The sequence below is a fragment of the Actinoplanes auranticolor genome, assembly GCF_018332655.1.
Classification (GTDB): Bacteria; Actinomycetota; Actinomycetes; order Mycobacteriales; family Micromonosporaceae; genus Actinoplanes; species Actinoplanes auranticolor.
Genome location: NZ_BOQL01000054.1, coordinates 51,926 through 76,350 on the forward strand (window position 1 = coordinate 51,926; position 24,425 = coordinate 76,350).

Annotated in this window: 24 protein-coding genes, 2 tRNA genes and 1 pseudogene; 7 read left to right on the plus strand and 20 right to left on the minus strand. The window is 69.8% G+C overall.

The window, feature by feature from the left end:
• Positions 1-19 precede the first annotated feature (19 nt).
• The 3 genes and pseudogenes from Aau02nite_RS31820 to Aau02nite_RS46790 form a co-directional block, all read right to left on the minus strand.
• Positions 20-556: a VanZ family protein gene (locus tag Aau02nite_RS31820; protein ID WP_212992295.1), complete on the minus strand. Its 537-nt coding sequence runs from the start codon at positions 554-556 to the stop codon at positions 20-22.
• A gap of 36 nt (positions 557-592) precedes the next feature.
• On the minus strand, positions 593-1,492 hold the full coding sequence (locus tag Aau02nite_RS31825) for a sulfurtransferase (RefSeq protein WP_212992296.1): 900 nt from the start codon (positions 1,490-1,492) through the stop codon (positions 593-595).
• A 5-nt stretch (positions 1,493-1,497) separates the two neighbouring features.
• A pseudogene (locus Aau02nite_RS46790) lies at positions 1,498-1,666 on the minus strand (SGNH/GDSL hydrolase family protein); the annotation flags it as partial.
• A 116-nt stretch (positions 1,667-1,782) separates the two neighbouring features.
• Between Aau02nite_RS46790 and Aau02nite_RS31830 the strand changes: the two are divergent.
• Genes Aau02nite_RS31830 through Aau02nite_RS31845 form a run of 4 tightly spaced genes read left to right on the plus strand, consistent with a single transcriptional unit; the run spans position 1,783 to position 5,038 of the window.
• Positions 1,783-3,534 (plus strand): proline--tRNA ligase, encoded by a 1,752-nt coding sequence (locus Aau02nite_RS31830; RefSeq protein ID WP_212992297.1) that lies wholly within the window; start codon positions 1,783-1,785, stop codon positions 3,532-3,534.
• A 25-nt stretch (positions 3,535-3,559) separates the two neighbouring features.
• A complete protein-coding gene (locus Aau02nite_RS31835) occupies positions 3,560-3,952 on the plus strand; it encodes a CBS domain-containing protein (RefSeq protein ID WP_212992298.1) in 393 nt (130 codons plus the stop codon).
• Between the two features lie 22 nt (positions 3,953-3,974).
• On the plus strand, positions 3,975-4,400 hold the full coding sequence (locus Aau02nite_RS31840) for a SufE family protein (RefSeq protein WP_212992299.1): 426 nt from the start codon (positions 3,975-3,977) through the stop codon (positions 4,398-4,400).
• Positions 4,397-5,038: a DsbA family oxidoreductase gene (locus Aau02nite_RS31845; protein WP_212992300.1), complete on the plus strand. Its 642-nt coding sequence runs from the start codon at positions 4,397-4,399 to the stop codon at positions 5,036-5,038. Before Aau02nite_RS31840 ends, Aau02nite_RS31845 begins: the two co-directional genes overlap by 4 nt.
• Positions 5,039-5,066: 28 nt before the next feature.
• On the opposite strand, the gene Aau02nite_RS31850 is transcribed toward Aau02nite_RS31845, so the two are convergent.
• Positions 5,067-5,588, minus strand: a complete 522-nt coding sequence (locus tag Aau02nite_RS31850) for a GNAT family N-acetyltransferase (RefSeq protein WP_246595594.1) — start codon at positions 5,586-5,588, stop codon at positions 5,067-5,069.
• 156 nt (positions 5,589-5,744) lie between these two features.
• On the minus strand, positions 5,745-6,293 hold the full coding sequence (locus tag Aau02nite_RS31855) for a YbaK/EbsC family protein (protein ID WP_212992326.1): 549 nt from the start codon (positions 6,291-6,293) through the stop codon (positions 5,745-5,747).
• A gap of 93 nt (positions 6,294-6,386) precedes the next feature.
• Here Aau02nite_RS31855 and Aau02nite_RS31860 point away from each other — a divergent pair, with 93 nt between their 5' ends.
• A complete protein-coding gene (locus tag Aau02nite_RS31860) occupies positions 6,387-6,800 on the plus strand; it encodes a hypothetical protein (RefSeq protein WP_212992301.1) in 414 nt (137 codons plus the stop codon).
• Here the strand turns inward: Aau02nite_RS31860 and Aau02nite_RS31865 are convergent.
• The 9 genes from Aau02nite_RS31865 to gyrB form a co-directional block, all read right to left on the minus strand.
• On the minus strand, positions 6,797-7,192 hold the full coding sequence (locus Aau02nite_RS31865) for an NUDIX domain-containing protein (protein WP_212992302.1): 396 nt from the start codon (positions 7,190-7,192) through the stop codon (positions 6,797-6,799). The genes Aau02nite_RS31860 and Aau02nite_RS31865 overlap by 4 nt on opposite strands.
• A gap of 265 nt (positions 7,193-7,457) precedes the next feature.
• Positions 7,458-7,994: a helix-turn-helix domain-containing protein gene (locus tag Aau02nite_RS31870; RefSeq protein ID WP_212992327.1), complete on the minus strand. Its 537-nt coding sequence runs from the start codon at positions 7,992-7,994 to the stop codon at positions 7,458-7,460.
• A 91-nt stretch (positions 7,995-8,085) separates the two neighbouring features.
• Complete coding sequence (locus tag Aau02nite_RS31875; RefSeq protein WP_212992303.1) at positions 8,086-8,400, minus strand: ASCH domain-containing protein; 315 nt, start codon at positions 8,398-8,400, stop codon at positions 8,086-8,088.
• 10 nt (positions 8,401-8,410) lie between these two features.
• Positions 8,411-8,483, minus strand: a tRNA-Ala gene (locus Aau02nite_RS31880).
• Positions 8,484-8,496: 13 nt separating this feature from the next.
• A complete protein-coding gene (locus Aau02nite_RS31885; RefSeq protein WP_212992304.1) occupies positions 8,497-8,625 on the minus strand; it encodes a DLW-39 family protein in 129 nt (42 codons plus the stop codon).
• 38 nt (positions 8,626-8,663) lie between these two features.
• Positions 8,664-8,740 (minus strand) — tRNA-Ile (locus Aau02nite_RS31890).
• Between the two features lie 100 nt (positions 8,741-8,840).
• Complete coding sequence (locus tag Aau02nite_RS31895; RefSeq protein ID WP_212992305.1) at positions 8,841-9,740, minus strand: DUF3566 domain-containing protein; 900 nt, start codon at positions 9,738-9,740, stop codon at positions 8,841-8,843.
• A 3-nt stretch (positions 9,741-9,743) separates the two neighbouring features.
• Positions 9,744-12,254 carry a DNA gyrase subunit A gene (gyrA, locus tag Aau02nite_RS31900; RefSeq protein ID WP_212992306.1) on the minus strand — a complete coding sequence of 837 codons (2,511 nt, stop codon included), beginning with the start codon at positions 12,252-12,254 and terminating at the stop codon, positions 9,744-9,746.
• Positions 12,255-12,389: 135 nt separating this feature from the next.
• On the minus strand, positions 12,390-14,342 hold the full coding sequence (gene gyrB, locus Aau02nite_RS31905; RefSeq protein ID WP_212992307.1) for a DNA topoisomerase (ATP-hydrolyzing) subunit B: 1,953 nt from the start codon (positions 14,340-14,342) through the stop codon (positions 12,390-12,392).
• 532 nt (positions 14,343-14,874) lie between these two features.
• Between gyrB and Aau02nite_RS31910 the strand changes: the two genes are divergently transcribed.
• Entirely contained in the window at positions 14,875-15,441 is a 567-nt protein-coding gene (locus tag Aau02nite_RS31910) for a hypothetical protein (protein ID WP_212992308.1), read from the plus strand.
• Here Aau02nite_RS31910 and Aau02nite_RS31915 read toward each other — a convergent pair.
• The 6 genes from Aau02nite_RS31915 to dnaA form a co-directional block, all read right to left on the minus strand.
• A complete protein-coding gene (locus Aau02nite_RS31915) occupies positions 15,435-15,758 on the minus strand; it encodes a hypothetical protein (RefSeq protein WP_212992309.1) in 324 nt (107 codons plus the stop codon). The genes Aau02nite_RS31910 and Aau02nite_RS31915 overlap by 7 nt on opposite strands.
• 173 nt (positions 15,759-15,931) lie before the next feature.
• Positions 15,932-16,417: a DciA family protein gene (locus Aau02nite_RS31920; protein WP_246595595.1), complete on the minus strand. Its 486-nt coding sequence runs from the start codon at positions 16,415-16,417 to the stop codon at positions 15,932-15,934.
• A 190-nt stretch (positions 16,418-16,607) separates the two neighbouring features.
• Entirely contained in the window at positions 16,608-17,735 is a 1,128-nt protein-coding gene (gene recF, locus Aau02nite_RS31925) for a DNA replication/repair protein RecF (protein ID WP_212992311.1), read from the minus strand.
• 121 nt (positions 17,736-17,856) lie between these two features.
• Entirely contained in the window at positions 17,857-18,729 is an 873-nt protein-coding gene (gene gnd, locus Aau02nite_RS31930) for a phosphogluconate dehydrogenase (NAD(+)-dependent, decarboxylating) (RefSeq protein ID WP_212992312.1), read from the minus strand.
• 37 nt (positions 18,730-18,766) lie between these two features.
• Positions 18,767-19,900, minus strand: coding sequence for a DNA polymerase III subunit beta (dnaN, locus tag Aau02nite_RS31935; protein ID WP_212992313.1), 1,134 nt, complete (start codon positions 19,898-19,900; stop codon positions 18,767-18,769).
• Positions 19,901-21,700: 1,800 nt separating this feature from the next.
• Entirely contained in the window at positions 21,701-23,671 is a 1,971-nt protein-coding gene (gene dnaA / locus Aau02nite_RS31940; RefSeq protein ID WP_212992314.1) for a chromosomal replication initiator protein DnaA, read from the minus strand.
• A gap of 610 nt (positions 23,672-24,281) precedes the next feature.
• On the opposite strand from dnaA, the gene rpmH reads away from it, so the two are divergent.
• Positions 24,282-24,419: a 50S ribosomal protein L34 gene (gene rpmH, locus Aau02nite_RS31945; protein WP_125812322.1), complete on the plus strand. Its 138-nt coding sequence runs from the start codon at positions 24,282-24,284 to the stop codon at positions 24,417-24,419.
• The last annotated feature ends 6 nt before the right edge of the window (positions 24,420-24,425 follow it).

Below are 24,425 nucleotides of genomic sequence, written 5' to 3' on the forward strand. Positions count from 1 at the left end.
CCCGTCGGCGCTGAGGCGCTCAGGGTACCGGCACGATCTGACCTTCGGTGTCCGCCTTTTCCGTGACCCACCACCGGCCCGAACAGGTGGCCGCGAGCACCGCACCGGCCGTGTTGACGAGCACGTCGTCCACGCTCGAGACCCGCCCGATCGCGAGGACCCACTGCAGGGTCTCGATCAGGACGGCACTCGTCGCCGCGATCACCAGCATCCGCGGCAGTGACGCGGCCCAGCCGAACCGGACCGGCAGGAAGAAACCGACCCCGGCGAGAACCGCCAGGTTGCCGGCGAGCTGCGCGACCGCCGTACCCGGATCCGACGAGAACCAGGACGGCAGGTCGTGCAGCGGCACGAGGTCGACCGAGCGCGGCGTGCCCTGCGGGGTGAAGAGCATGCCGAGGAACGGCAACGTCCAGCCGAGCAGGCCGACCTCGGCGAGAGCGTCCCGCCGGGACCGGCTCCGGCGCCGCCAGTGGTACGCGGCGACGCCGGCGAGCGGCAACAGCAGCAGCGTGGCGATGATCGTGCTGCTGTGGTCCCGCCAGGCTGCTCCCATGCCGCCGAATCTAGGCGGCGAGCGCCAAGCGTCCGGTCAGGAGAGGCCGCCCGGCTCCGAGCCCTTGGCGATGGGGGCGCGCACGAGGTTGCCCCACTCGGTCCAGGAGCCGTCGTAGTTGCGGACCTGCGGATAGCCGAGCAGGTGGTACAGCACGAACCAGGTGTGGCTGGACCGCTCACCGATCCGGCAGTACGCGATCACGTCGTCGCCGGTCTCCAGCCCCAGCTCGTCCCGGTAGATCTTGGTGAGCTCGTCGGCCGGCTTGAAGGTGCCGTCCTCGTTGGCCGCCGACTTCCACGGCTTGCTGAGCGCACCCGGGATGTGCCCGCCGCGCAGCGCACCCTCCTGCGGGTACGCCGCCATGTGGGTCAGCTCACCGGTGTACTCCTGCGGGGAGCGCACGTCGACCAGCGGCCGCCCGCTCGAGATGTGGGCCATGACCTGGTCCCGGAAGGCCCGCAGCGGACCGTCCTCGCGCTGGGGCACCGGGTACGAGGCCGGCGGGCGCTCGGTGCGGTCGCGGGTCAGCTCCCGGCCCTCGGCCACCCACTTCTGCCGGCCACCGTCGAGCAGGCGCACGTCGCGGTGCCCGAACAGGCTGAACACCCACAGGGCGTACGCCGCCCACCAGTTGAAGTTGTCGCCGTAGAAGACGATCGTGTCGTCCCGGCCGATGCCCTTGGCCTCGCACATCGCGGCGAACGCCGCCGGGTCGAGGTAGTCGCGGGTGAGCTGGTCGTTGAGCTCGAGGTGCCAGTCGACCTTCACCGCGCCGGGGATGTGGCCGCTCTCGTAGAGCAGCACGTCCTCGTCGGACTCGACGACCACCAGGCCGGGAGTGCCGAGATGCGCGGCCAGCCACTCGGTGGTGACCAGCTTGTCGGGGTGGGCATACGCCTGCAGGGCCGGCGCCGGATCGTTCTCTACTGACATGTCACTCACGCTATCGCTTCGACGGGACGCAGCTCGGGACGCTTAGCGGTCACGAGGTCACCGGAGGAGTCGCCGGCGAGACGCCTTCTGATCCAGGGGGCGAGATGCTGCCCGGCCGTCCAGGACGTGCGCGGCGACCCGGCGGTGCCCGGCCGCGGAGAGGTGCAGCCGGTCGGCGCGAAGTTGGCGTAACCGACCAGTTTTGCACCGGCCCGCGCGCGTCAGCGTGACGCCGGCGACACTCGATAACGGGGTGATTCCTGACGGTGGTGCCTCCTAAGCTGCGTCCCATGCTGGTGCGGATGTCCACGATGCTGCTCAAGACCCTGCGCGAGGAGCCGGCCGAGGCGGAGGTGCCGAGTCACCGGCTGCTGCTGCGGGCCGGCTACATCCGGCGCTCGGCTCCGGGCGGTTACACCTGGCTGCCGCTCGGCAAGCTGGTGCTGGACCGGATCGCCGCGATCGTCCGCGAAGAGATGACGGCCATCGGCGGGCAGGAGGTGGCCTTCCCGGCCCTGCTCCCCCGCGAGCCGTACGACGTCACCGGCCGCTGGACCGAGTACGGCGAGGATCTGTTCAAGCTCAAGGACCGCCGCGGCGCCGACTTCCTGCTGGCCCCCACCCACGAGGAGATGTTCGCTCTGCTCGTGCAGGACATGACCAACTCCTACCGGGACTTCCCGCTGACCCTGTTCCAGGTGCAGACGAAGTTCCGCGACGAGGCCCGGCCCCGCGCCGGACTGCTGCGCGGGCGCGAGTTCCTGATGAAGGACTCGTACTCGTTCGATCTCTCCGATGCCGGCCTGGCCGAGTCGTACGCCCGGCACCGCGCGGCGTACCAGCGGATCTTCGACCGTCTCGGCCTCGCCCACACCATCGTCTCGGCGGTGTCCGGCGCGATGGGCGGCTCGGCCTCGGAGGAGTTCCTGGCCACGTCCGACGTGGGTGAGGACACGTTCGTGGCCTGCACCACCTGCGGCTACGCGGCCAACACGGAAGCCGTGGTGACGCCCGTCCCGGCTGTGCCGGATCGCGAGCACCGCCCGCTGACCGTCCACGACACCCCGGACACCCCGACGATCACCGCGCTGGTCGGGCTGGCCAACCAGCAGTCCCTCGACGGCCGCACCGACTGGACCGCGGCCGACACCCTCAAGAACGTCGTGGTCACCGTGCACCACCCCGGCCGGGAAGACACCCTGCTGGTCATCGGCGTGCCGGGCGACCGCGAGGTCGACCTCAAGCGCCTGGACGCCGCCCTGAGCCCGGCCACGGCCACCCTGTTCGACGACTTCGCCACCCGGCCCGACCTGGTCAAGGGCTACATCGGCCCGCAGGGTCTCGGGCTGCGCTATCTCGCCGATCCCCGGGTGGCGCCCGGCACCGCCTGGCTCACCGGCGCCAACGAGCCCGGCCGGCACGCGACCTCGGTCGTCGCCGGCCGCGACTTCACCCCCGACGGCACGATCGAGGCGGCCGAGGTCCGCGCCGGTGACCCGTGCCCGGTCTGCGGTGCGGGCGAGCTGGCCATCCGGCGCGGCATCGAGATCGCGCACGTCTTCCAGCTCGGCCGCCGCTACACCGACGCCTTCTCGGTCGACGTGCTCGGCGCCGACGGCAAGCCCGTACGCCCGACCATGGGCAGCTACGGCATCGGGATCTCCCGCGCGGTCGCCACCGTCGCCGAGCAGCACCACGACGAGCGCGGCCTGCTCTGGCCCGACGAGGTCGCGCCGGCCGACGTGCACGTCATCGCCGCGGGCAAGGACGGTCAGCTCGAAGCGGCCGGCACCCTGGCCGCGGAGCTGGACGCCCGCGGACTGCGCGTGCTGCTGGACGACCGGCCGCAGCTGTCGGCCGGGGTGAAGTTCACCGACGCCGAGCTGATCGGCATCCGGCGCATCGTCGTGGTCGGCCGCCGGCTGGCCGAGGGGTACGCCGAGGTACGCGACCGCCGCACGGACGAGCGACACGACGTACCGCTCACCGACGTGGTGCGTGTAATGACGCAGGGGCCCGGGTACGGGCCTGGACACGAGTGACACGAGAACGGGGAGGTCACCACCCATGGCGAGGACCACTGTCGCTGACGTCATGACCAGGCGGGTGGTCTATCTGCCGGCCGGCACCATGCTGGACGAGGCGGCGCAGGCGATGCGCGACCAGTCCATCGGTGACGTGGTGGTGACCGAGGGCCCGACCATCTCCGGGCTGGTGACCGACCGCGACATCGTGGTGCGGGCCCTCGCCGAGGGCCGGCCACCGCAGTCGACGACGCTCGCCTCGATCGCCAGCCACGAGGTGATCATGATCGAGCAGTCGGCCAGTGTGGAGGAGGCGGTCCAGGCGATGCGCGAACGCGGCGTACGCCGGCTGCTCGTCTGCGACGCGGACCGCAATGTGGTCGGCATCATCAGCCTCAGTGATCTGGCCCTCGTGCCGACCTCGGCCGCGGCGTGACCGCCGGACGTAAGGTCGATCCGTGAGTGACATGCCTGCCAAACTGGCCGAGATCGTGGACGACTTCGCCTCCGCGCCGCGCGAGGTCGTGCTGGAGATGATGCTGGAGTTCTCCGACGCGGTGCCCCCGCTGCCCGACTCCCTCAAGGGCCACGAGGGCATGGAGCAGGTGCCGGAATGCCAGACGCAGTTCTTCCTGCGCGCCGAGGTGCAGCCGGACGACACCGTCCGCAGCTACTTCGACTGCCCGCCCGAGGCGCCGACGACGCGCGCCTTCGCGGGCATCCTCGCCGAGGGTCTGGAGGGTGCATCGACGGCCGAGATCCTGGCCGTGCCGGACGACCTCTACAACCGGATGGGCCTGGCCACGGCGATCAGCCCGCTGCGGATCCGCGGGGGCACGGCGATCCTGGGCCGGCTCAAACGGCAGATCCGCGAGCAGTCGTGAACATAGAGATCTGGTACGACCTCGTCTGCCCCTGGTGCTACCTGGGCAAGCGCCGGCTGGAGGCGGTGCTGCTCGGTTTCGGCGGGGAGGTGTCGATGACTTTCCGGGCGTACCAGCTCGACCCCGCACCGGTCCCGCCGCGGCTGCCGATCCGCCGGGCCATGGCAGCCAAGGTGGGTGACCCGCGACGGGTCGAGCAGATGCTCGCGCACGTTACGGCGATCGCCCGCACCGAAGGGCTGGCGCTGAACTACGACCGCGCGGTCGCGGCCAACACCTTCGACGCGCACCGGCTCGTCGCCTGGGCCGCGGCCCAGGAGCTGCAACTCAACATGATCGAGACGTTGCAGCAGGCGCACTTCGCCGACGGTGCCGACCTCGCCTCCCCCGCGGAGCTGGCCCGGCTGGCCGGGACCATCGGGCTCGACGCGCGGGCCGCGTTCGCCTATCTGGCCTCCCCGGCCGGCACGGACGCGGTCAACGCCGACCTGGCTGAGGCTCGCGAGCTGGGAATCACCAGCGTCCCGACCTTCGTGGTCGACCGGCGATTCGTGATCCAGGGCGCGCAGGAGCCGGCAGCCCTGCGGTCGGCCCTGGAGGAGATCGCCCGGCGCGAGGCCGTCGACGCCGCTCAATGAGCATCGCACCCACGTTTCACGTGAAACGCTATTGACGGTCATGGATGGCCCGGATCATGGCGATCCGGTGCTCGGGGTCGAGGCCGTGGGCGGCTTCCTCGCTCATCAGCGTCCGGAGTCGGGGACCCCGATCGGAGCCGGCCAGCACAGTGAAGCCGAGCCGCTCGTAGTAGGGACCGTTCCACTGCACGTCCCGGAAGGTCGTCAGGGTGAGGGCCGGCAGTCCCTGGCCGGCGGCCCAGCGCTCGACGTGGTCGATGAGGTCCCGCCCGATCCGCCGGCGGGCATGGTCGGGATGGACGCTGACCTGCTCGATGTGCGCCCGGCCGTCGACCCGCTGGACCAGCACGAAGGCAACCGGCCGATCGGCATGGTCGACCGCCACCCAGGAGAGTGCGGCGCGCTGGTATTCGGCCAGGACGTCGATGGTGGGGACGGGATGGTCGGCTATGTCGGCCATGCCGATGGTGCGGAAGAGTTCACCGGCGGCCAGCTCGATGCGCTGGATGACGGCCAGGTCGTCGGGCCGGGTCGGGCGGATCTTCGTCACGCCCTCGACCGAACCAGGAGGACGCCGACCGGTCCAGCCAATTCCGCGACCAGATAGGCAGGTCGAGTCGTCGTCGCGGTCGGCCCGACGGGCGATCCGCCGGGCAAGCAGTGAGCGGGACGTCCGGCTGATCGGCGCCCGGGTCGACGACAGCTGTCAGATCTCGTGGGCCAGGCCGTCGATGACCTCCGCGCCGGGCAGCGCACCCAGAGCCGGTCCCGCGATCGCGATCTTGCTGTGCCGCACCCCGGACCCGATGATCACGTGCGGCGTCGCGACGACCCGCGCGTCGACCAGCACCGGCCAGGACTGCGGCAGGCCGATCGGTGTGATGCCGCCGTACTCCATGCCCGTCAGCCGGACCGCGTCGTCCATCGGCGCGAAGCTCGCCTTGCGCACGTCCAGGTGCCGGCGCACGATCCCGTTCACGTCGGCGCGGGTGGTCGCCAGCACCACGCAGGCCGCGTACCGGGTGATCTCGCCGCGGCGGCCCGCCACGATCACGCAGTTCGCCGACTCCCCCAGCGTCACGCCGTACGCCTCGCAGAAGGCGGCCGTGTCGGCCAGCTCCGCGTCGATGGGCGCCACCAGCACCTGGTCCCCGTCGATGGGCGCCTCCGCCGGCCACACCTGCAACGCGGCCGCGACCGGCGTCGCGAGCAGATCGAGCCGGGCCATCGCGGGTTCGAGCTTCAGGGTTCCCATCACGTCGGACATCCTCCCCCGAACCGCCCTCGGATAACCAGAAAGTCACCCCGCTCCTCAGCCCGAGCGAGATCTTGCCGACTGTCAGTGGGTGTGGAGGAGAGACGCAGCGCACGGGTCGGGACTGTCAGCGGTCTCGCGCTGCTCGCCGGCGGCACAGCCGTCGCGGCGGTAGCCGGCGGCACGCACTCGTTCTTCGCCACCGCACTGCTGGGCCTGCTCGCCCTCGGGATGGGCCACGCTCTGCTGACGGAGATCCAGCGGCAGGCGCGCCGCCGCGGGCCCGGCGGCTGGGCCGCCCACGACACCGTCAACACCGCACTGCTCGCATGCTGGGCGGTGGGCGCGCTGAGCGTGACGGTCCTGGCCGTCACTCCGATCGCGGTCCGGGCGGTGGGGGTCCTGCTGACCCTGGGGTACGCGGTGAGCTGCGCCTACTTCGTCCGCGAGCGCCGCCGCACGATCACCTCACCGGTCACCGAAGCGGCAGCCGTTCCCACTGACTAGTCAACCGGCAGCGCGACGATCATCGGCGGGATCGGCAGGCCGGGGCCGTCCGGGCGTACCGCGGGCAGCGGCACCCAGTCCAGCCCGACCGGCAGCGGACCGCCGACGTGCGGCCCGAGCTGCGGCTCGCCGTCCGCCACGGTCACCGCGAACACCGACGTCATCCCCGACGGGTACGGCGTGTCCAGCAGGTACCGCGCTTCCTTCACCACCAGGCCGACCTCTTCGAGGACCTCACGGCGTACCGCGTCCTCGGCCGTCTCCCCCGGATCGATGCCGCCGCCGGGCAGCGTCCACCACTCCCGGTTGCCGTCACGCAGGCTGCGCTCGTGCACCATCAATACCCGGCCGTCCCGCACGATGATGGCCGCGGCTCGCTTCCGTCCACTCACGAATGAAGGCTAACTGTCAGACCGTGGCCGTATGGTCACGGGCAACCGACGGCCGGCGCAACGGGAAGTGCCCGCAGGCCGTCCGCCGAGCCCGGCCAACCCCTCCGACCGGCGCATTCTCGCCGGACCGGCCGTAGCGAGCGGATCGCCGTGGCACCGGGCCGTGGCCACGGTCACATCGATGCGGATGCCTGCGGCCGGCCGAGCGCTTCGCAGAGGTCTCCCCGGTGAACTCCCGGCCGGAAGAGGCTGACGCACGATTCAGTCAGACGCTGCGCAGGACCCGCTCGAACTTCTCCGGCGGCATCGACCGGGCGTGCTCGCGGCGGCTCTCGGCGAACGCCGCCACCACGGCCTCGCGTTCGTTCTCCGGCAGGATTCCGGCGAAGGGCGAGCTCTTGCGCAACTCCACCGCGTACGCGGCCGACGACGTCAGCGCCTCCAGCACCGCCTCGACGCCCTGGTCCAGCACGGCGTCCCAGCGATCCAGCCACTCCCACGCCCGGCCCTCGGGGTGCATCCGCCGCAGCCGGCGCAGGTTGATCGCCGCGGCGGCCAGCACGGCGCCGGGATGACGCACCAGCCGCCCGGCGACGGCTCGGTGCAGCCATAGCGTCTCGAGCTGGTCGCGGTCCATCTGCGGCTGGATCAGGGCCTCGACGTCGCTGCGGCGGATGCGCCGCCGCGAGCTGATCGTCACGTACGGCAGCAGCCCCCGCAGGCAGAGGTCGGCCACATGCGCCCGCGATGACCGCAGCAGCACAGCCGCCTCGCCGGTCGTCAGCCACTCCCGCGTGCACATCGTCACACGTGGATATTGACGTGCGCCCCGCCCCAAAGCAACAACCGAACGGGTCTTGACTCTTTCACCGCCCCGGCTTGTCGCGCCGGGCTCAGTCACCGTCCACGTCGAAGCGGACGATCACGATCTCGTCGCCCGCCTGCAAATCCGGGTAGTAGTCGCGCAGGCCGAGGAGCACGTCGGCGGCGCCGGCGAAGCCGTCTTCCCGGGCTTCCTCGTCGGTGATGCTCCCGACCGGCTTGGCCACGGTGGAGGTGATGGAGCCCGGCAGGGAGATCTCGTCGTCGAACTCGAAGACCAACAGCGCCGGTCCGACCCGTACGGGATCCCGGAACCGCATGGTCACTCGCTTGCTGCCGTCGCGCACAGCCGGAAGGTGCGAGGCGCGGAACCGCAATCGCTGCATGGTGGGTTTGTGGAGCCCAGGGGACTTGAACCCCTAACCCCCGCCTTGCAAAGGCGGTGCTCTGCCAGTTGAGCTAGGGCCCCCGGTAGGTGGGGCTCAGCGCAGGTCGGGCGCGGTGGTGGCCTCGTGCCACAGGGCGCGCTCGTCGCTGGAGGCCTTGACCCTCTTGACGACCAGGGCTGTCGCGCCGATGACGCCGGCAACGATCAGGAGCTTCTTCAGCATTGCTGGATCCCCTTACATCTGCGGCGGGAGGTGGTGCTTGGTGGGGCTAGCTGGAATCGAACCAGCGACCTCAGAGTTATCAGCTCTGCGCTCTAACCGACTGAGCTATAGCCCCGTGACAGCGACACGAAGATTACCGTACCGCCTTGCGCTACCCAAAATTGGGGGCGGCCGCCGTGCCGGACACGGCGGCCGCAACCACAGTCACGGGTGGATCAGTCGCGCTCGGCGAGCGTCAGCTCGACGCCGCCGACCAGGTCGGCACAGACGTTGTAGATGAACGCGCCCAGCGTGGCCAGCGCGGTGAAGAGCACCACGTTGACCGCGCCGATCAGCATCGACGTGCCGATGACGCCCCAGGCGGTGATGCGGAAGCCACTGCCGGGCGCCGCGGCCTCGGTGCCGCCGCCGGTGGTGTTCACCAGGCTCTGCAGGCTGTTGTTGACCGTCTGCCAGACGCCCATGGCGTCGAGCGAGAGGTACAGCACCGAGGTGGCCACGACCACCACGATGAACAGGACCACCGACACGGCGAAGGCGAACTTCATCACGGACCAGGGATCGATCCGCTTGAGGTTCAGCCGGGCCCGGCGGGGGCCACGCGCCGCGGCCGACGTCACCGTCGAGCGCGCGGAACGGACCGCCTCGGAGACCCGGGCCGCACCGACGGCGGCCGAGCCGCTGGCGGCGGCGTTGCCCGAAGGGCGCTTGGGGGCCTCAGCGGGGCGCTGGGGAGCCGTACCGGGCTTGGCCGGGGGCTGAACCCCGGTGCGCCCGGCCTGCCCGCCCTGAGCCACTGCTGCGGAACCGCCGCTCTTGCCCTTGGTGACGATCGGCACCGTGGCCGAGCCCTTGGCGACCGAAGGGCCCGCCGCCGGGGCGGCCGGTGGCCGCTTCTGCTCGGCCTGACCGTCACTGTCGGCGGGCGGCTCACCCGGCGGCGGGGCCATGCCCGGCGCGCGGGTGAACTTCGGCTGGGACGGGGCATCGGCGGGTACCGCCGCGCGGCCGGCTCCCTCGCGTCCGGTCGGTGCGGCGCCGTCCTTCTTCGGCTCCGCGTCGACCGGAGATGCCGAGGATCCCGGGCCCCCCGACTTCGCCTGTGTCTCCGGCATCAACTAGTCCTGTTCGTCAGGCTCGTCGGCATTGCGAGCAAGCGCCACGATGGTTACACCTTCTGGGAGGTCCATCAGCTTGACCCCCATTGTGTTCCGATCCCGCGTGCGCCGTACAGGCTTCACGGGAGTCCGGATGACACCACCATTGCTGGTGATGGCAAATAGTTCATCCTCCGGGTCGATCACGAGCGCTCCGACGAGCCCGCCACGACGCTCCGTGATCTTGGCCGTCAGCACACCCTTGCCGCCCCGGCCCTGCACCGGATACTCCTCGATCGGCGTCCGCTTCGCATACCCGCCGTTGGTCGCGACCAAAACGTCCATGCCCTCACGAACCACCTCCATCGCGAGGAGTTCGTCCGCCTCGCTGAAGCGCATGCCGATCACGCCCGAGGTCGCCCGTCCCATCGGCCGCAGCGCCTCGTCGGTCGCGTTGAACCGGATGGCCTGAGCCTTCTTCGAGACCAGGAGCAGGTCGTTCTCCGGCGCGGCCAGCGTGGCGCCCACCAATTCGTCATCCTCCCGCAGGTTGATGGCGATGATGCCACCGCTGCGGTTGGAGTCAAATTCCTCGAGGCGGGTCTTCTTCACGAGGCCATTCTTGGTGGCGAGCACAAGGTACGGCTCGACCCGGTAGTCCGGGATCTGGATGACCTGCGCGATGTGCTCGTCCGGAAGGAAGGCGAGCAGGTTGGCGACGTGCTGGCCCTTGGCGACGCGGTTGGCCTCGGGCAGCTCGTAGGCCTTCGCGCGGTAGACCCGGCCCTTGTTGGTGAAGAACAGGATCCACGAGTGCGTGGAGATCACGAAGAAGTGGCTGACGATGTCGTCCTGACGCAAGGATGCGCCGCTCACGCCCTTGCCGCCGCGCTTCTGCGAGCGGTACAGATCAACCTTCGTGCGCTTCGCGTAACCGGTTCGTGTGATCGTCACCACAACGTCCTCGCGCGCGATGAGGTCCTCCATCGAGACCTCGCCGTCGAACGGGATGATCTGGGTCTTGCGGTCGTCGCCGAAGCGGGCCACGATCTCGGCCAGCTCGTCGGAGACGATCGCCCGCTGCCGCTCCGGCTTGGCCAGGATGTCCTTGAGGTCGGCGATCTCGATCTCGATGCGGGCCAGCTCGTCGACGATCTTCTGCCGCTCCAGCGCCGCCAGGCGCCGCAGCTGCATGTCCAGGATCGCGGTGGCCTGGATCTCGTCGACGTCGAGCAGCTGCATCAGGCCCTGGCGGGAATCCTCGACGGTGGGCGAGCGCCGGATCAGGGCGATCACCTCGTCTAGCATGTCCAGCGCCTTGACCAGGCCGCGCAGGATGTGCGCGCGTTCCTCGGCCTTGCGCAGGCGGTAGGCCGTGCGCCGGCGGATGACGTCGATCTGGTGGTCGACGTAGTGCCGGATGAACTGGGCCAGGTTGAGCGTGCGCGGCACCCCGTCGACCAGCGCCAGCATGTTGGCGCCGAAGGTCTCCTGCAGCTGGGTGTGCTTGTAGAGGTTGTTCAGCACGACCTTGGCGACCGCGTCGCGCTTGAGGACCAGGATCAACCGCATTCCGGTACGCCCGGAGGACTCGTCCCGGATGTCGGCGATCCCGGTGAGCTTGCCCTCCTTGACCAGCTCGGCGACCCGCTCGGCGAGGTTGTCGGGGTTCACCTGGTACGGCAGCTCGGTGACGACCAGGCACGGCCGGCCCCGGGCGTCCTCCTCGACCTCGACCACCGCGCGCATCCGGATCGAACCCCGGCCGGTGCGGTAGGCGTCCTGAATCGCCTGCTGACCGACGATCAGGCCGCGGGTGGGGAAGTCGGGTCCCTTGACGATGCCCAGGATCGCCTCGAGCGTGGTGGCCTCGTCGGCCTCCGGGTTGTCGAGATACCACTGGACGGCGGCGGCGATCTCGCGCAGGTTGTGCGGCGGAATCTTGGTCGCCATCCCGACCGCGATGCCCTCGGAGCCGTTGACCAGCAGGTTCGGGAACCGCGCGGGCAGGATCGTGGGCTCCTTGGCCCGGCCGTCGTAGTTGTCCTGCATGTCGACGGTGTCCTCGTCGATGTCCCGCAGCATTTCCATGGCCAGCGGCGAGAGCTTCGACTCGGTGTAGCGCATGGCGGCGGGCGGGTCGTTGCCCGGCGAGCCGAAGTTGCCGTTGCCGTCGATCAGCGGGTAGCGCAGCGACCACGGCTGGCCCATCCGGACCAGGGCGTCGTAGATCGAGGAGTCACCGTGCGGGTGGTAGTTACCCATGACGTCACCGACGACGCGGGCGCACTTGACGTAGCCGCGGTCGGGGCGGAAGCCGGCGTCGTACATCGCGTACAGGATCTTGCGGTGCACCGGCTTGAGGCCGTCCCGTACGTCCGGCAGCGCCCGCCCGACGATGACGCTCATCGCGTAGTCGAGGTACGAGCGCTGCATCTCGACCTCGAGGCCGACCGGCTCGACCCGCTGGCTCACTCCGCCGCCGGGCACGTCCTGGGGTTCCTCGGCGGGGGTCTCGGGAGTATCCGTCACAGTTAACCCTTACTAACAGTCAAACCCGACAAACGGCATCAGGCTACGCATTTCGCTGTGGATAACGTTGTGGAAAGCGGTGATTCGCTGTGCATAACCCGAGGTGAGCGGCGTCGAGTGACGCCGCTCACGTACTCAGATATCGAGGAACCGCACGTCCTTGGCGTTGCGCTGGATGAACGAGCGCCGCGCCTCGACGTCCTCACCCATCAGGACGCTGAACAGCTCGTCCGCGGTTGCGGCGTCGTCGAGGGTGACCTGCTTCAGCGTCCGGGCCGCCGGGTCCATCGTCGTGTCCCAGAGCTCACGGAAGTTCATCTCGCCGAGACCCTTGAACCGCTGGATGTCGTCGGGCTTCGCGTTCGCCTTCTTCTGCTGGCGCAGCTCGATCAGGCCGTCCCGCTCGCGGTCGGAGTAGGCGTACTGGGCGTCGTCGCCGCGCTTGTTCCACTTGATCTTGTACAGCGGCGGGGCGGCCAGGTAGACGTGGCCCAGCTCGACCAGCGGCCGCATGAAGCGGAACAGCAGGGTGAGCAGCAGCGTCTGGATGTGCTGGCCGTCCACGTCGGCGTCGGCCATCAGCACCACCTTGTGGTAGCGCAGCTTGGCGACGTCGAACTCCTCGTGGATGCCGGTGCCCAGGGCCGTGATCAGCGACTGGACCTCGTTGTTCTTCAGCACCCGGTCGATCCGGGCCTTCTCCACGTTGAGGATCTTGCCGCGGATCGGCAGGATCGCCTGGATCTGGCTGTCGCGGCCCTGCTTGGCCGAGCCGCCGGCCGAGTCGCCCTCGACGATGAACAGCTCGGACACCCGCGGGTCGGTCGACTGGCAGTCGGCCAGCTTGCCCGGCATCGAGCCGGACTCCAGCAGCGACTTGCGCCGGGCCAGCTTGCGGGCCTGCTGCGCGGCGATCCGGGCCCGGGCCGCCTGCGAGGCCTTGGTGATGATCTGCTTCGCGTCGGCCGGGTTGCGGTCGAACCAGTCGGCGATCTGCTCGTTGGCGATCTTCTGGACGAAGCTCTTCATGTTGGTGTTGCCGAGCTTGGTCTTGGTCTGACCCTCGAACTGCGGGTTGGTCAGCTTCACCGAGATGATCGCGGCCAGGCCCTCACGGATGTCCTCACCGGAGAGCTTCTCGTCGCCCTTGAGGAACTTCTTCTCGGCGCCGTACCGGTTGACGATGCTGGTCAGCGCGGCCCGGAAGCCCTCCTCGTGGGTGCCGCCCTCGTGGGTGTTGATCGTGTTGGCGAAGGTGTAGACCGACTCGCCGTACGACTCGTTCCACTGCATCGCGATCTCGAGAGCCATGCCCTCGTCGTTGGCCTCGGCCTCGAACTCGATCACCGTCTTGTGGATCGGGGCCTTGGTCTGGTTGAGGTGGCGCACGAAGTCGGCGATGCCGTTCTCGTACATGAAGGTGACCTCGCGGGCCTTGCCCTCCTCGTCGACGTGCTCCGGCCGCCGGTCGACCAGGTTGATCGTGAGGGCCTTGTTGAGGAAGGCGTACTCCTGGATCCGGCGGTAGATCGTCTGCCAGTCGAACTCGACCGTCTCGAAGATCGTCGGGTCCGGCCAGAACTGGACCATCGAACCGGTCCGCTCGGTCTTCTCGCCCTTCTCCAGCGGGCCGGGCTTGGAACCGGTGTAGTGCTGCCGGTAGACGTTGCCCGACTTGTGGATCTCCACGAACATCTTGGTGGAGAGGGCGTTGACGACCGAGACGCCGACGCCGTGCAGACCGCCGGAGACCGCGTACGCCTTGCCGTCGAACTTGCCACCCGCGTGCAGGACCGTCAGCGCGACCTCGACGCCGGGCTTCTTCAGCTTGGGGTGCAGGTCGACCGGGAAACCGCGGCCGTTGTCGGTGACGGAGACGCCGCCGTCCGGCAGCAGGACCACGTCGATGGTGTCGCAGTAGCCCGCGAGCGCCTCGTCGACGGCGTTGTCCACAACCTCCCAGACCAGGTGGTGCAGGCCCCGCTCGCCCGTGGAACCGATGTACATACCGGGGCGCTTACGGACCGCCTCGAGACCTTCGAGCACGGTGATGGAACCGGCACCGTATTCCTGCGTGTTCTCTGCCACCCTCGGCCACTTTCTCGCGCCGGCCCGCGCGAGGCGGGCTGGTCACGGGGTTGGCGGGCGGCCGGCGGCCACCGGCGGGCAGGGCGAGCCACCGGCGACGAACCGCGGGAAGAAGGCGGACCACCGGTGGAGCCGAGCGCGCCGGTCGCCGCGGTCACCCGCGGATCGTGATCGGCTGGAAAAATCGCGTAGCGTGACGGAGTGCCGTCACGGGGCGGACTTTCCCGGTCTCTGTCGATTCTACTCCGTCGGAGCGAGTTGTAGAGGGTCCGGCACCCTCGTCCGGGTACCTCAGATTGCCGTAGCGCGATTGAGGGCCACTCCCACGAGTCCCCCTACACGGAATGCGGGCCCCCCGCAACGGCGAACCTTTCGACGCCCGGACCCGGAGGCGCGCCTCCCGGCGGGTGGGGCCACGCGCTGCGACACTGCCTGACGACAGCAGGCGACGGTGTCGTAACCTCGCCCGCGCGGCCCGGTACACGGCCGGACGGGTCCGCAGCCCGGCAGTTCGAGGAGAGGTGAGCCCGCCATGGCGCTGGACAAGGGGCTGGACAACGTCGCCGTGCACTGGCCGCGGACGAACCGGTTCTACGACCCGGTCGCCCCGGCCGAGTTCGTCGACTTCGGCGCCGTCGCGGACGCGCCGGACATCGCCGCGCCCACCGGCGCGCTGGCGCTGCACATCGCCAAGACCGGCACGGTACGGGCAACCGCGTACACGGAGCTCGTCGACCTGCTGCTGGGGCTGGAGGGTGTCCTCTACGCCACCGACGCGGCCGCGGAGGACGAGGACCCGGTCATCGACCCGGACGGCTGCGCCTGGATCGCCGGCGGGCTGGAACGCTTCGTCGATGGCCACCAGCCGTACGGCGACCTGGTCACCTTCGACAGCGTGGCGGACGTGATGCGGGCCGCGGTGACCGGTGGACGCCTCGCCGAGCAGCAGCTGCGCTGGCTGGACCAGCGGCTGGCGGCGCTACGGGACGAAGCAGGCAACGCGCCGCACTGGAGCTTCGCCCGTACGGAGCTGGCAGTGCTGTCGGGCTTCTACCGTCGCTGCGCCGAGCGCGGCTTTGCGGTCTTCGCCGACTACTGAGTCCACCCGCGACGGAGATCCTCGTTCATGCGCTTGACGACCGCCACTTTGCCGGCCGCCCGGTCATGCAGGTCGGCCACGAGTCGAAATACGGTCCCATGGTCGACCGAGGGGTAGAACCGGCGTAACCGCTGATCGGCGTGGGCGGCCCGCAGGAGCGGCCGGAGAGTCACCAGGTACGGGTCGTTCAGGTAGATGTCCCACAGACCCGGCCGGTCCCCTTCCTCGCGCGCCATGGCGACGGGATCCACCCGCATGAACGGAAACTGCCGGTGCATTTCGCGCAACGAGATACCCCGCCGCAAGGCGGCGACCACGGCCCACCGTCTCCAGTTCACCCGCGTCCACGCCCCTGCGCTGGACCGCGGCACGCCAAGCCGGCCCCAGGCCACCGAGGTCGGCCACTTCGGGATAGCGCTCCCGGTCGACTGGCAGGCATTCGTCGGGCGTCATCATCTGATGTCCTTCTCGAGCGAGTCCGACGGAGGTCTCAGCCGTACGTGTCGCGCGGGCCGCGGCCCTGCACTCGGCGCGGGCCCTTGGCCCACGACGGCGCCGCCGGGCCGTGGATGTTGAGCTTGGTGACCACGTTGTGGCCGACCTCGGCGGCGATGCGCTTGAGGAGGTTGGCGGCGAGCAGGCGTAGCTGAGTCGCCCACGCCGTCGACTCGGCCTCCACGGTCAGCACACCGGCGTCGAGCTTCACCGGGCGGCTGTGCTGGGCGACGTCCGGGCCGACGACCTTCTCCCAGGCGCCGAAGACCTTGGCCTCGGCGGCCGGCTTCTGCCAGCCGCGCTGCTTCATGATCCGCTCGAGCATCACCCCGAAGAGCTGCGGATCCCGGGGATCCGGCCCGGGGCCGGAATAGCCGCGCAACCGGCGGCCGGTGCCCTCGTCGTTTCCGGTACGGCGGCGCGGCGCCTGCTGAGTGGCCCGTCGTCTGGCCAGTGCGGCGTCCAGGACCGCGCGGGCCAGCTCCGGCCCGACCGCTGTCCCGCCGTCAGCCGCGACCCCTGGTGCGCTCGCCGAGCCGTCCGAACCGGCGCCACCGGCAGCTGAGGGCGGCTGGCGGCCTGTCGCGTCTTCCGCGTCGCCAGCAGCCTTCCCCGCGGCGGCCCGTTTTGCGGCGCCCCTGGCAGCCGCTGGCGGCTTTTCCGGGGTTCCCTCAGACACGGGTCACCGTTCCTGGTCCGACGTCGTAGCGGGCCCCCTGCAGGGTCGCGGGGACATCTTCCGGCACCGCGCAGGTCACCAGCAACTGCGTCGCGTCGGACACCAGCGCCGCGAGCCGTTCCCGGCGGCCGGAGTCGAGCTCGGCGAAGACGTCGTCGAGCACCAGCACCGGCTCGATCCCGTCGGCCCGCAGCAGGTCGTACGCCGCCAGCCGCAGGGCCAGCGCGAAGGACCACGATTCGCCGTGGCTCGCGTACCCCTTGGCGGGTAGTTCGCCCAGGGTGAGGGAGAGATCGTCGCGATGCGGGCCGACCAGGGTGACGCCGCGCTCGATCTCGTTCTGCCGCCGCTCGGCGAGCGAGGCGAGCAGCGCCTGCTCCAGCTGGGGGCGGTCGGGGACCAGCGATTCGCCGAGCCGGGACGCGTACGCGATCGAGGCCGTCGACCGCCCGGCCGCCACCGCGTCGTACGCCTTGGTCAGATGGGGTCCCAGCGCCGCGGCCAGCTCCAGCCGCCCGGCCAGCAACTCGGCCCCGTGATGGGCCAGATGCTGATCCCAGACCGCGAGGGTCGACAGATCCTGCCCGCGCGTCCCGCCGACCTTGCGCGTCAGGTACGCCGTGCGCAGCAGGGCGTTGCGCTGCTTGACCACCCGGTCGTAGTCGGCGCGCACCCCGGCGAACCGGGGCAGCCGGGCCACCAGCAGATCATCGAGGTAGCGCCGGCGCTCGGCCGGATCACCACGGACCAGCTCGAGATCCTCCGGCGCGAACAACACCATGCGCAGCGCGCCGAGCACCTCGCGGGACCGGCGTACGGGTGATCTGTTCAGCCGGGCGCGGTTCGCCCGGCCCGGCACGATCTCCAGCTCGACCAGCAGTTCGCGACCATCGTGGACGATCTCGCTGCGGATCACGGCCGAGCTCGCACCGGCCCGGACCAGCGGCGCGTCGGTGGCCACCCGGTGACTGTCCAGAGTGGCCACGTAACCCAGCGCTTCGATCAGGTTGGTCTTGCCCATGCCGTTCTGGCCGACGAGCACCGCGACGCCGGGATCGAAGTCGACCGTCACCCGCTCGTACGAACGGAAGTCGGTCAACTCGACCCGGCGCACGTACATCTCACTGATTTCCTTTGCAGTGCGGCGAAGCCGCCTGGGCTGCTCAGCTTTCCTTTGCAGTGCGGCGAAGCCGCCTGGGCTGCTCAGCTCCTTTGTCGTGCGGCCAAGCCGCCTGGGCCGGTCAGCCGACGACGGCGTGGCCGCCGAACTGCTGGCGCAGCGCGGCGACGGCCTTCATGGCGGGCGAGTCGGCCTGCCGCGATTCGAAACGGGTGAACAGGGACGCGGCGATGACGTGCAGCGGCACGGCGAGCCGGACCGCCTCGTCGACGGTCCACCGGCCCTCGCCGGTGTCCTCGGCGTAGCCCTTGAGCTTGGCCAGCTCCGGGTCGCCGTCCAGCGCACGGTCGAGCAGGTCGAGCAGCCAGGACTTGACGACGCTGCCCTCGCGCCAGCTCTTGATCGCGCCGGGCACGTTGTCCACGTACTCCGAGGCCTCGAGCAGCTCCCAGCCCTCGGCCAGGGCCTGCATCATGCCGTACTCGATGCCGTTGTGGACCATCTTGGTGTAGTGGCCGGCACCGACGGGGCCGGCGTGCACGAAGCCGTACGGCCCGGCCGGCTTGAGCGCCTCGAAGATCGGCATGCAGGTGGCGACGTTCTCCTCGGAGCCGCCCACCATCAGCGCGTACCCGTTCTGGTTGCCCCAGATGCCGCCGGAGACGCCGCAGTCCATGTAGCCGATGCCCTTGGGCGCGAGCCGGTCGGCCCGCGGCTGGTCGTCGGTGAACTTGGAGTTCCCGCCGTCGATGATGATGTCTCCGGCGGAGAGCAGCCCGCCCAGTTCGTCGATCGTGCTCTCGGTGATGTGACCGGCCGGCACCATCGTCCAGACCACCCGCGGCGCGGCGAGCTTGGCGACCATTTCGGCGATGCTGGCGACATCGGAGATGTCGGGGTTGCGGTCGTAGCCGACGACTTCGTGCCCGGCGGAACGGATCCGCCCGCGCATGTTGCCGCCCATCCGGCCGAGACCGACAAGGCCGAGCTGCATGGTGTTCCCCCTAGATGAGTGGTTCTTCCGCCCAGTATCAGCGGGTTACCCGGATCGGCATGATCAGATAGCGGTAACCCGGCACGATTTCGCCGTCTTCGGCTGCGGGGGAGATCACAGCCGGCTTGAACGCGTCGACGAACGAGAGTACGGCGGTCTGGGCGCCGAGGTTCTGCAAACCGTCGATCAGGTACTGCGGGTTGAAACCGATCGTCAGAGGCTCGCCGGTGAAGGTCGCCTCCATGGCCTCGCTGGCCCGGGCCTCCTCCGTGCCGCCGGCCTCGACCACCAGGCCGTCCTCGCCGAAGCTCAGCAGCACCGGGGTGGTGCGCTCGGCCACCAGGGCGACACGACGGACCACCTCGACGAGCGCGGAGACGCTGACCCGGGCCTCGGCGTTGTGGCTGGCCGGGAAGAGCGAGCGGACCGGCGGGTAGTTCGCGCCGTCGAGCAGCCGGCTGGTGGTGCGCCGGGTCCCGCCCGCGAAGCCGATCATGCCCTCGCCGGCGTTGCCCTGGGCCAGGGCGAGCACGACGTCGCCGCCGAGCGGGCCCATGGTCTTGGCCGTGTCGTTCAGCGTCTTCGCCGGGACCAGCGCGTTCAGGCTGATGTCCGGGTCGTCGGGGTTCCACTGCAGCTCGCGCATGGCCAGCCGGTAGCGGTCGGTGGCCAGCATGGCCATCGAGGTGCCGTTCAGCTCGATCCGCACGCCGGTCATCATCGGCAGCGTCTCGTCCCGGCCGGCCGCGATGGCGACCTGCTGGACGGCCCCGGCGAACGTCTGCGCGTCGACCGTGCCGGCGCTGGACGGCATCTCCGGCAGGGTCGGGTAGTCCTCGACCGGCATCGTCGGCAGCGTGAAGCGCGCGCTGCCGCAGACGAGCTCGAGATGCGCACCGACAGCGGCGATGTCCGCCGGCTTGTTCGGCAGCGCCTTGGTGATCTCGGCCAGCAGCCGGCCGGAGACCAGGGCGGCGCCGTCGGCGTCGGCCTGCACCTCCACGCTCACCTGACTGGAGACTTCGTAGTCAAAGCCGGAGACGTGCAACCTGCCGTCGGTCACCCGCAACATGACGCCGGCGAGCACCGGCACCGACGGGCGGCTCGGCAGGCTCTTCGCCGTCCACGCCACGGCGTCGGCGAGTGCGTCTCGCTCCACCCGGAACTTCATGCCATGCCCTCCGCGTCACTCTTTCTCGACGAACCAGCATCGGATGTGCTGATGGCGCCCACTGAACTCTATGGCGCGGGTCGGCGCAGCATGCGTCCGACCCCGGTGCTGTGGGTTGAGTCAGGGATGGTTCGGACCGCAGAGCGGCTCATCCACACCTTCCCCAACGCTGATGATTGCTTTTTGGATTTCCCTGGAGAAGACATAGTCGTCTTCATCGGTCCTGTGCAAAGTGTGGAGAACTCCTGTCTGCGCTGGTCAGAGGGTTATCCACCGGTGATTCACATGTGGGAAACCAGGGTACAAACCCCGGTCTGCGTCCACAGTCGTCGACCCGACTCCGGTTGTCCACCGTTGTCCACCGTCTGTCCACCGGTTATCCACCGGGTTTGTGCCCAGGCCTGGGGATAACGCCGGAACGCTACCGGCTCGTCGTCCCCAGAACCTTCAACAGGAAATCCACACGCGTCCACAGGCTGTGGGGACAGTCGTGACGGTGCGTGTCTGTCCACATCGATTTCCCCAGGGCTCATCCACATCTGTGGGGTACGAGCCTGAGGGTTTTCCACCGCTGGGGATAACTTCCTGTGAACGCCTGTGAACTCCTGTGGATAACGTTGGCACGATCCCGTTTCGTCGCGGCGTTGACACGAACGTGGTGGGGATAAGTCGAGCGATGCGAGGTCGCCGCTGGGCGGGCCGTGCCTCTGCGGACCGGGATTCAGGCTCTGCTGGGGCGATTCGGGCCACTGCCGGGCACGGTCCGGGTCCTCGCCGAGCAGTGCGATCCGGGCGTCCGCCGAGGACGATCCAGATCTCCGGTCGAGGACGATCCAGATCTCCGGTCGAGGACGACCCGGGGCACCGGTCGAGCGATCTGCGGTCTTTCGAGCGCGATCTGCGGCCACCGTTGGGTGATCCGTGATCTCTGTCGGGCGACTCGCGGCACTCCGGGAGGCTCGGCCCGGGTTGGGGACCACCTTGTTTCTCCGAGGTGGAGGCGGGGTGTGTGGCGCGTTGCGCAGGGGCGTGGCCACGGTGCTGCTGCGGCTGGTCTAGATGGTGGCGTCGGCGCGGGACCGGGGGCTCTAGATGGTGGCGTCGCGCGGGACCGGTTTGGCTGTGGCCGGAGCAGGTGGACCGTGGTTTGGGAGCAAGCCGAGGCGGGCCGATTGCCTGACCGTCCGCTTCACTGCCCGGCCGCTCGACTGCCCACCCGGGCGCCCGGCCTGCTGCCCGGCTGCCCGCCTGCCCGGCTGCCCGCCTGAGCGTTGCCCGGTCACCGGTCACTCGCCCGGCCAACTGGCCGGCCAACTGCTCGGCCGCGGTGCATGAGCGGGAACGTGGCGGGCCAGGCGAGGGCACCGGACCCTTGCCGTCGGCCGGATCCGCCCGTCTGTTGGATCGGCCCGTCTGTGGGATCGGCCCGTCTGCCGGATCTGGCGGAGTGCCGGATCTGCGCGGCGGCGGCCGCGTGAGTGGCCGAACCGGCGCAGTCGCGATGGGTGGCACGGCGGGACGGCGACCCGCGGAGATCTGAGTTCGCCTCGGCTATTTGTGGGAGCGGCAGGGTCCGAGTGTTGACTGGCGGAGCACGACCCCAGAGTCGACCAGCAGCTGAGAATTCCGGCGAGTTGTGTGAATCGCCTACCTGTGCGACCGGCTGAGCAAACAGATCTTGGTCTTGCCGGCGGTCAGCCCGGCGGGAGATCGCCGGGCCTGAGATTTCCGGGGCTGACTGCTGTGGCTGCTCGAGCCGGTGCTGCGGTTGCGGGCTCCGCTGCGCGTACCGATAAAGCTTTAGGTGTTCTGCTTGATGCGGTTGGTCAGCTCGGCGATCTGGTTGTAGAGGGACCGCCGCTCGGCCATGTGCTGGCGGATCTTGCGGTCCGCGTGCATCACCGTGGTGTGGTCGCGGCCGCCGAAGGCCTGGCCGATTCTCGGCAGGGACAGTTCGGTCAGTTCGCGGCAGAGGTACATCGCTACCTGGCGGGCGTTGACCAGCACGCGGGACCGGGAGTGGCCGCGCAGGTCCTCCAGGCTCACGCCGAAGTAGTCCGCCGTGGACACCATGATCTGGTCCGCCGTGATCTCCGGGCCGGCGCCGTCGGGCATGAAGTCGCGCAGGACCTCCTCGGCCAGTGAGAGCTGCACCGACGACCTGGTCAGGCTCGCGAATGCGGTCACCCGGATGAGGGCGCCCTCGAGTTCGCGGATCGAGTTGGAGACGCGGGAGGCGATGAATTCCAGGACGTCGTCCGGGGCGTACATGCGTTCCTGCGCGGCCTTCTTCTGCAGGATCGCGATGCGGGTCTCCAGGTCCGGCGGCTGGATGTCCGCCAGCAGACCCCATTCGAAGCGGGTGCGCATCCGGTCCTCGAGGGTGGCCAGCTGGCGCGGGGAGCGGTCCGAGCTGATCACGATCTGCTTGTTCGCGTTGTGCAGCGTGTTGAACGTGTGGAAGAACTCTTCCTGGGTGCGCTCGCGGTTCTCCAGGAACTGGATGTCGTCGATCAGCAGGATGTCGACGTCGCGGTAGCGCCGCTGGAAGGCCTGCGTCTTGTCGTCGCGCAGGGAGTTGATGAAGTCGTTGGTGAATTCCTCGGTGGAGACGTAGCGCACCGAGCGGGCGTGGCCGAGCGTCGTCGCGTAGTGGCCGATCGCGTGCAGCAGGTGCGTCTTGCCCAGCCCGGAGCTGCCGTAGATGAACAGCGGGTTGTACGCCTTCGCCGGGGACTCGGCCACCGCGACCGACGCCGCGTGGGCGAACCTGTTCGAGGAGCCGATGACGAACGTCTCGAACATGTACTTCGGGTTCAGGCGGTTGCCGTCGTTGCCGCCCGGCCGGCGGTCGCGGTCCTGCCCGCGCATGTCCATCGGCGCGCGGCCCGGGCCGTTGTCACCACTGTGCTGCCTTATCTGCAGGGTGTCGTCGCGGCGGTCCTGGCTGTGCATCGTCGGGCGCTCGTCCGGGCGGCGCTGGTTGTCGCGCAGCTGGGCCGAGTCGGTGGCGATCCGGCGACCGGTCGACTCGTTCGGCGGCTCGGCGAAGTGCGGCATCTGGCGCGGGGCCTCGCGGCGCTGCGGCTCCGCTTCCGTACGGGTCTGCGCCTGCTTCTCCTGCTGGTCCTCGGCGGCCGTCTTCGGACCCTCGGCCGGGCGCACCGGCATCGGGAGCGGCGCGGCGAACAGGGCGTCCTGGCCGTCGCGGGGGTCACGGGCCGACGGCACGACGCGTGGGAACGGCGCCTGGGCGGAACCGGTCGGCCCGTCGGCCGACTTGTAGTTCTGCTCGTACGACTTCTCGTAGCTCTGGTCGTAGTTGTCCTGGTGACCGAAGGACGGCGGCTGTGGATAGCGGTCCGGGTACGCCGGCGGTTGCTGCTGCTCCGCATAGTGCTGCTGCTGGTCGGCGTAACGCTGCTGCTGCTCCGCGTAGTGCGCGGGTGGCTGGGTCGGCGGCTCGGGAGGCGGCGTGCCGTAGACCGTGCCCGGGCGGCCGGTGCCGTCCTCGGGCGGGCGGACCGTAACGGCCACCTGGATCGGCCGGCCGAGCCGGCGCGACAGAGCCTCGGTGATCGCCAGCCGCAGCCGCGACTCGATCACGTCGCGGGTGTACGTGTCCGGAACGGACAGCAGCGCGGTGTCCTCGACTATGGCGCGCAGCCGGGTGAGCCGCAGGTACGCACGCTGCTGAGCGGACGCGATCTCGTCCGCCAGCTCGTCCGTCGCAGCGGTCCACACCCCGCCAAGGTCGACCGTATCGGCCACCGCCGCGCCACCCCCATCGCCACCGGTCCCCCGGTGGCCTTGTCCGGCTTCCGCCGCCCTTGCCCGTCGTCACCCGTACGGGCCACGGACCGGCTACCCCCAACCCAGCACATCCAACGTGCTGAACACGTACGGCGCCACCGGCTGTCCACAGGTTATCCACAACCTGTGCACTCGTCGGCGGTCGCTCCCCGGCCGGTTGGTCGGCGGACTCCCCCGGAGCCTGTGCTGGCGCGGGAAAACAGGCTCACCTGGCGAACGATTAACCGGCTCGTCCGGTTTTGGCCGACTCGACGCGTCAGCACTGCAGACCAGCAAACGGGCACGCTAACAGCGCGGCGGCACCTGCATCAACCGCCGGTACCCACCCCGGGGCAGACCTGGCACGAAAAGATTCACTCCGTGCGCAGACGGACCAGCGTGCGTGACGAAGCCCGGACGGGGAAGTTGTCTGTCGGCGTGCCGACCCGATGATGGTTGACCGCCCCGGGGGTGCTGCGTAGGGTCGGGCGGTTGCTCCGCCGCGCTCTGCTAAAGTGGCGTCTTGCAGCTTTGATGCCCCCTGGACGCCTGCGGTCACGTGGGCGCCCTACGAAGACGGAGTTTTGACGTGAGCAAGCGCACTTACCAGCCGAACAACCGCCGTCGCGCGAAGACCCACGGTTTCCGGCTGCGCATGCGTACCCGTGCCGGCCGCGCCATCCTCTCCACCCGCCGCGCCAAGGGCCGCGACAAGCTGTCGGCCTGAGCCGAC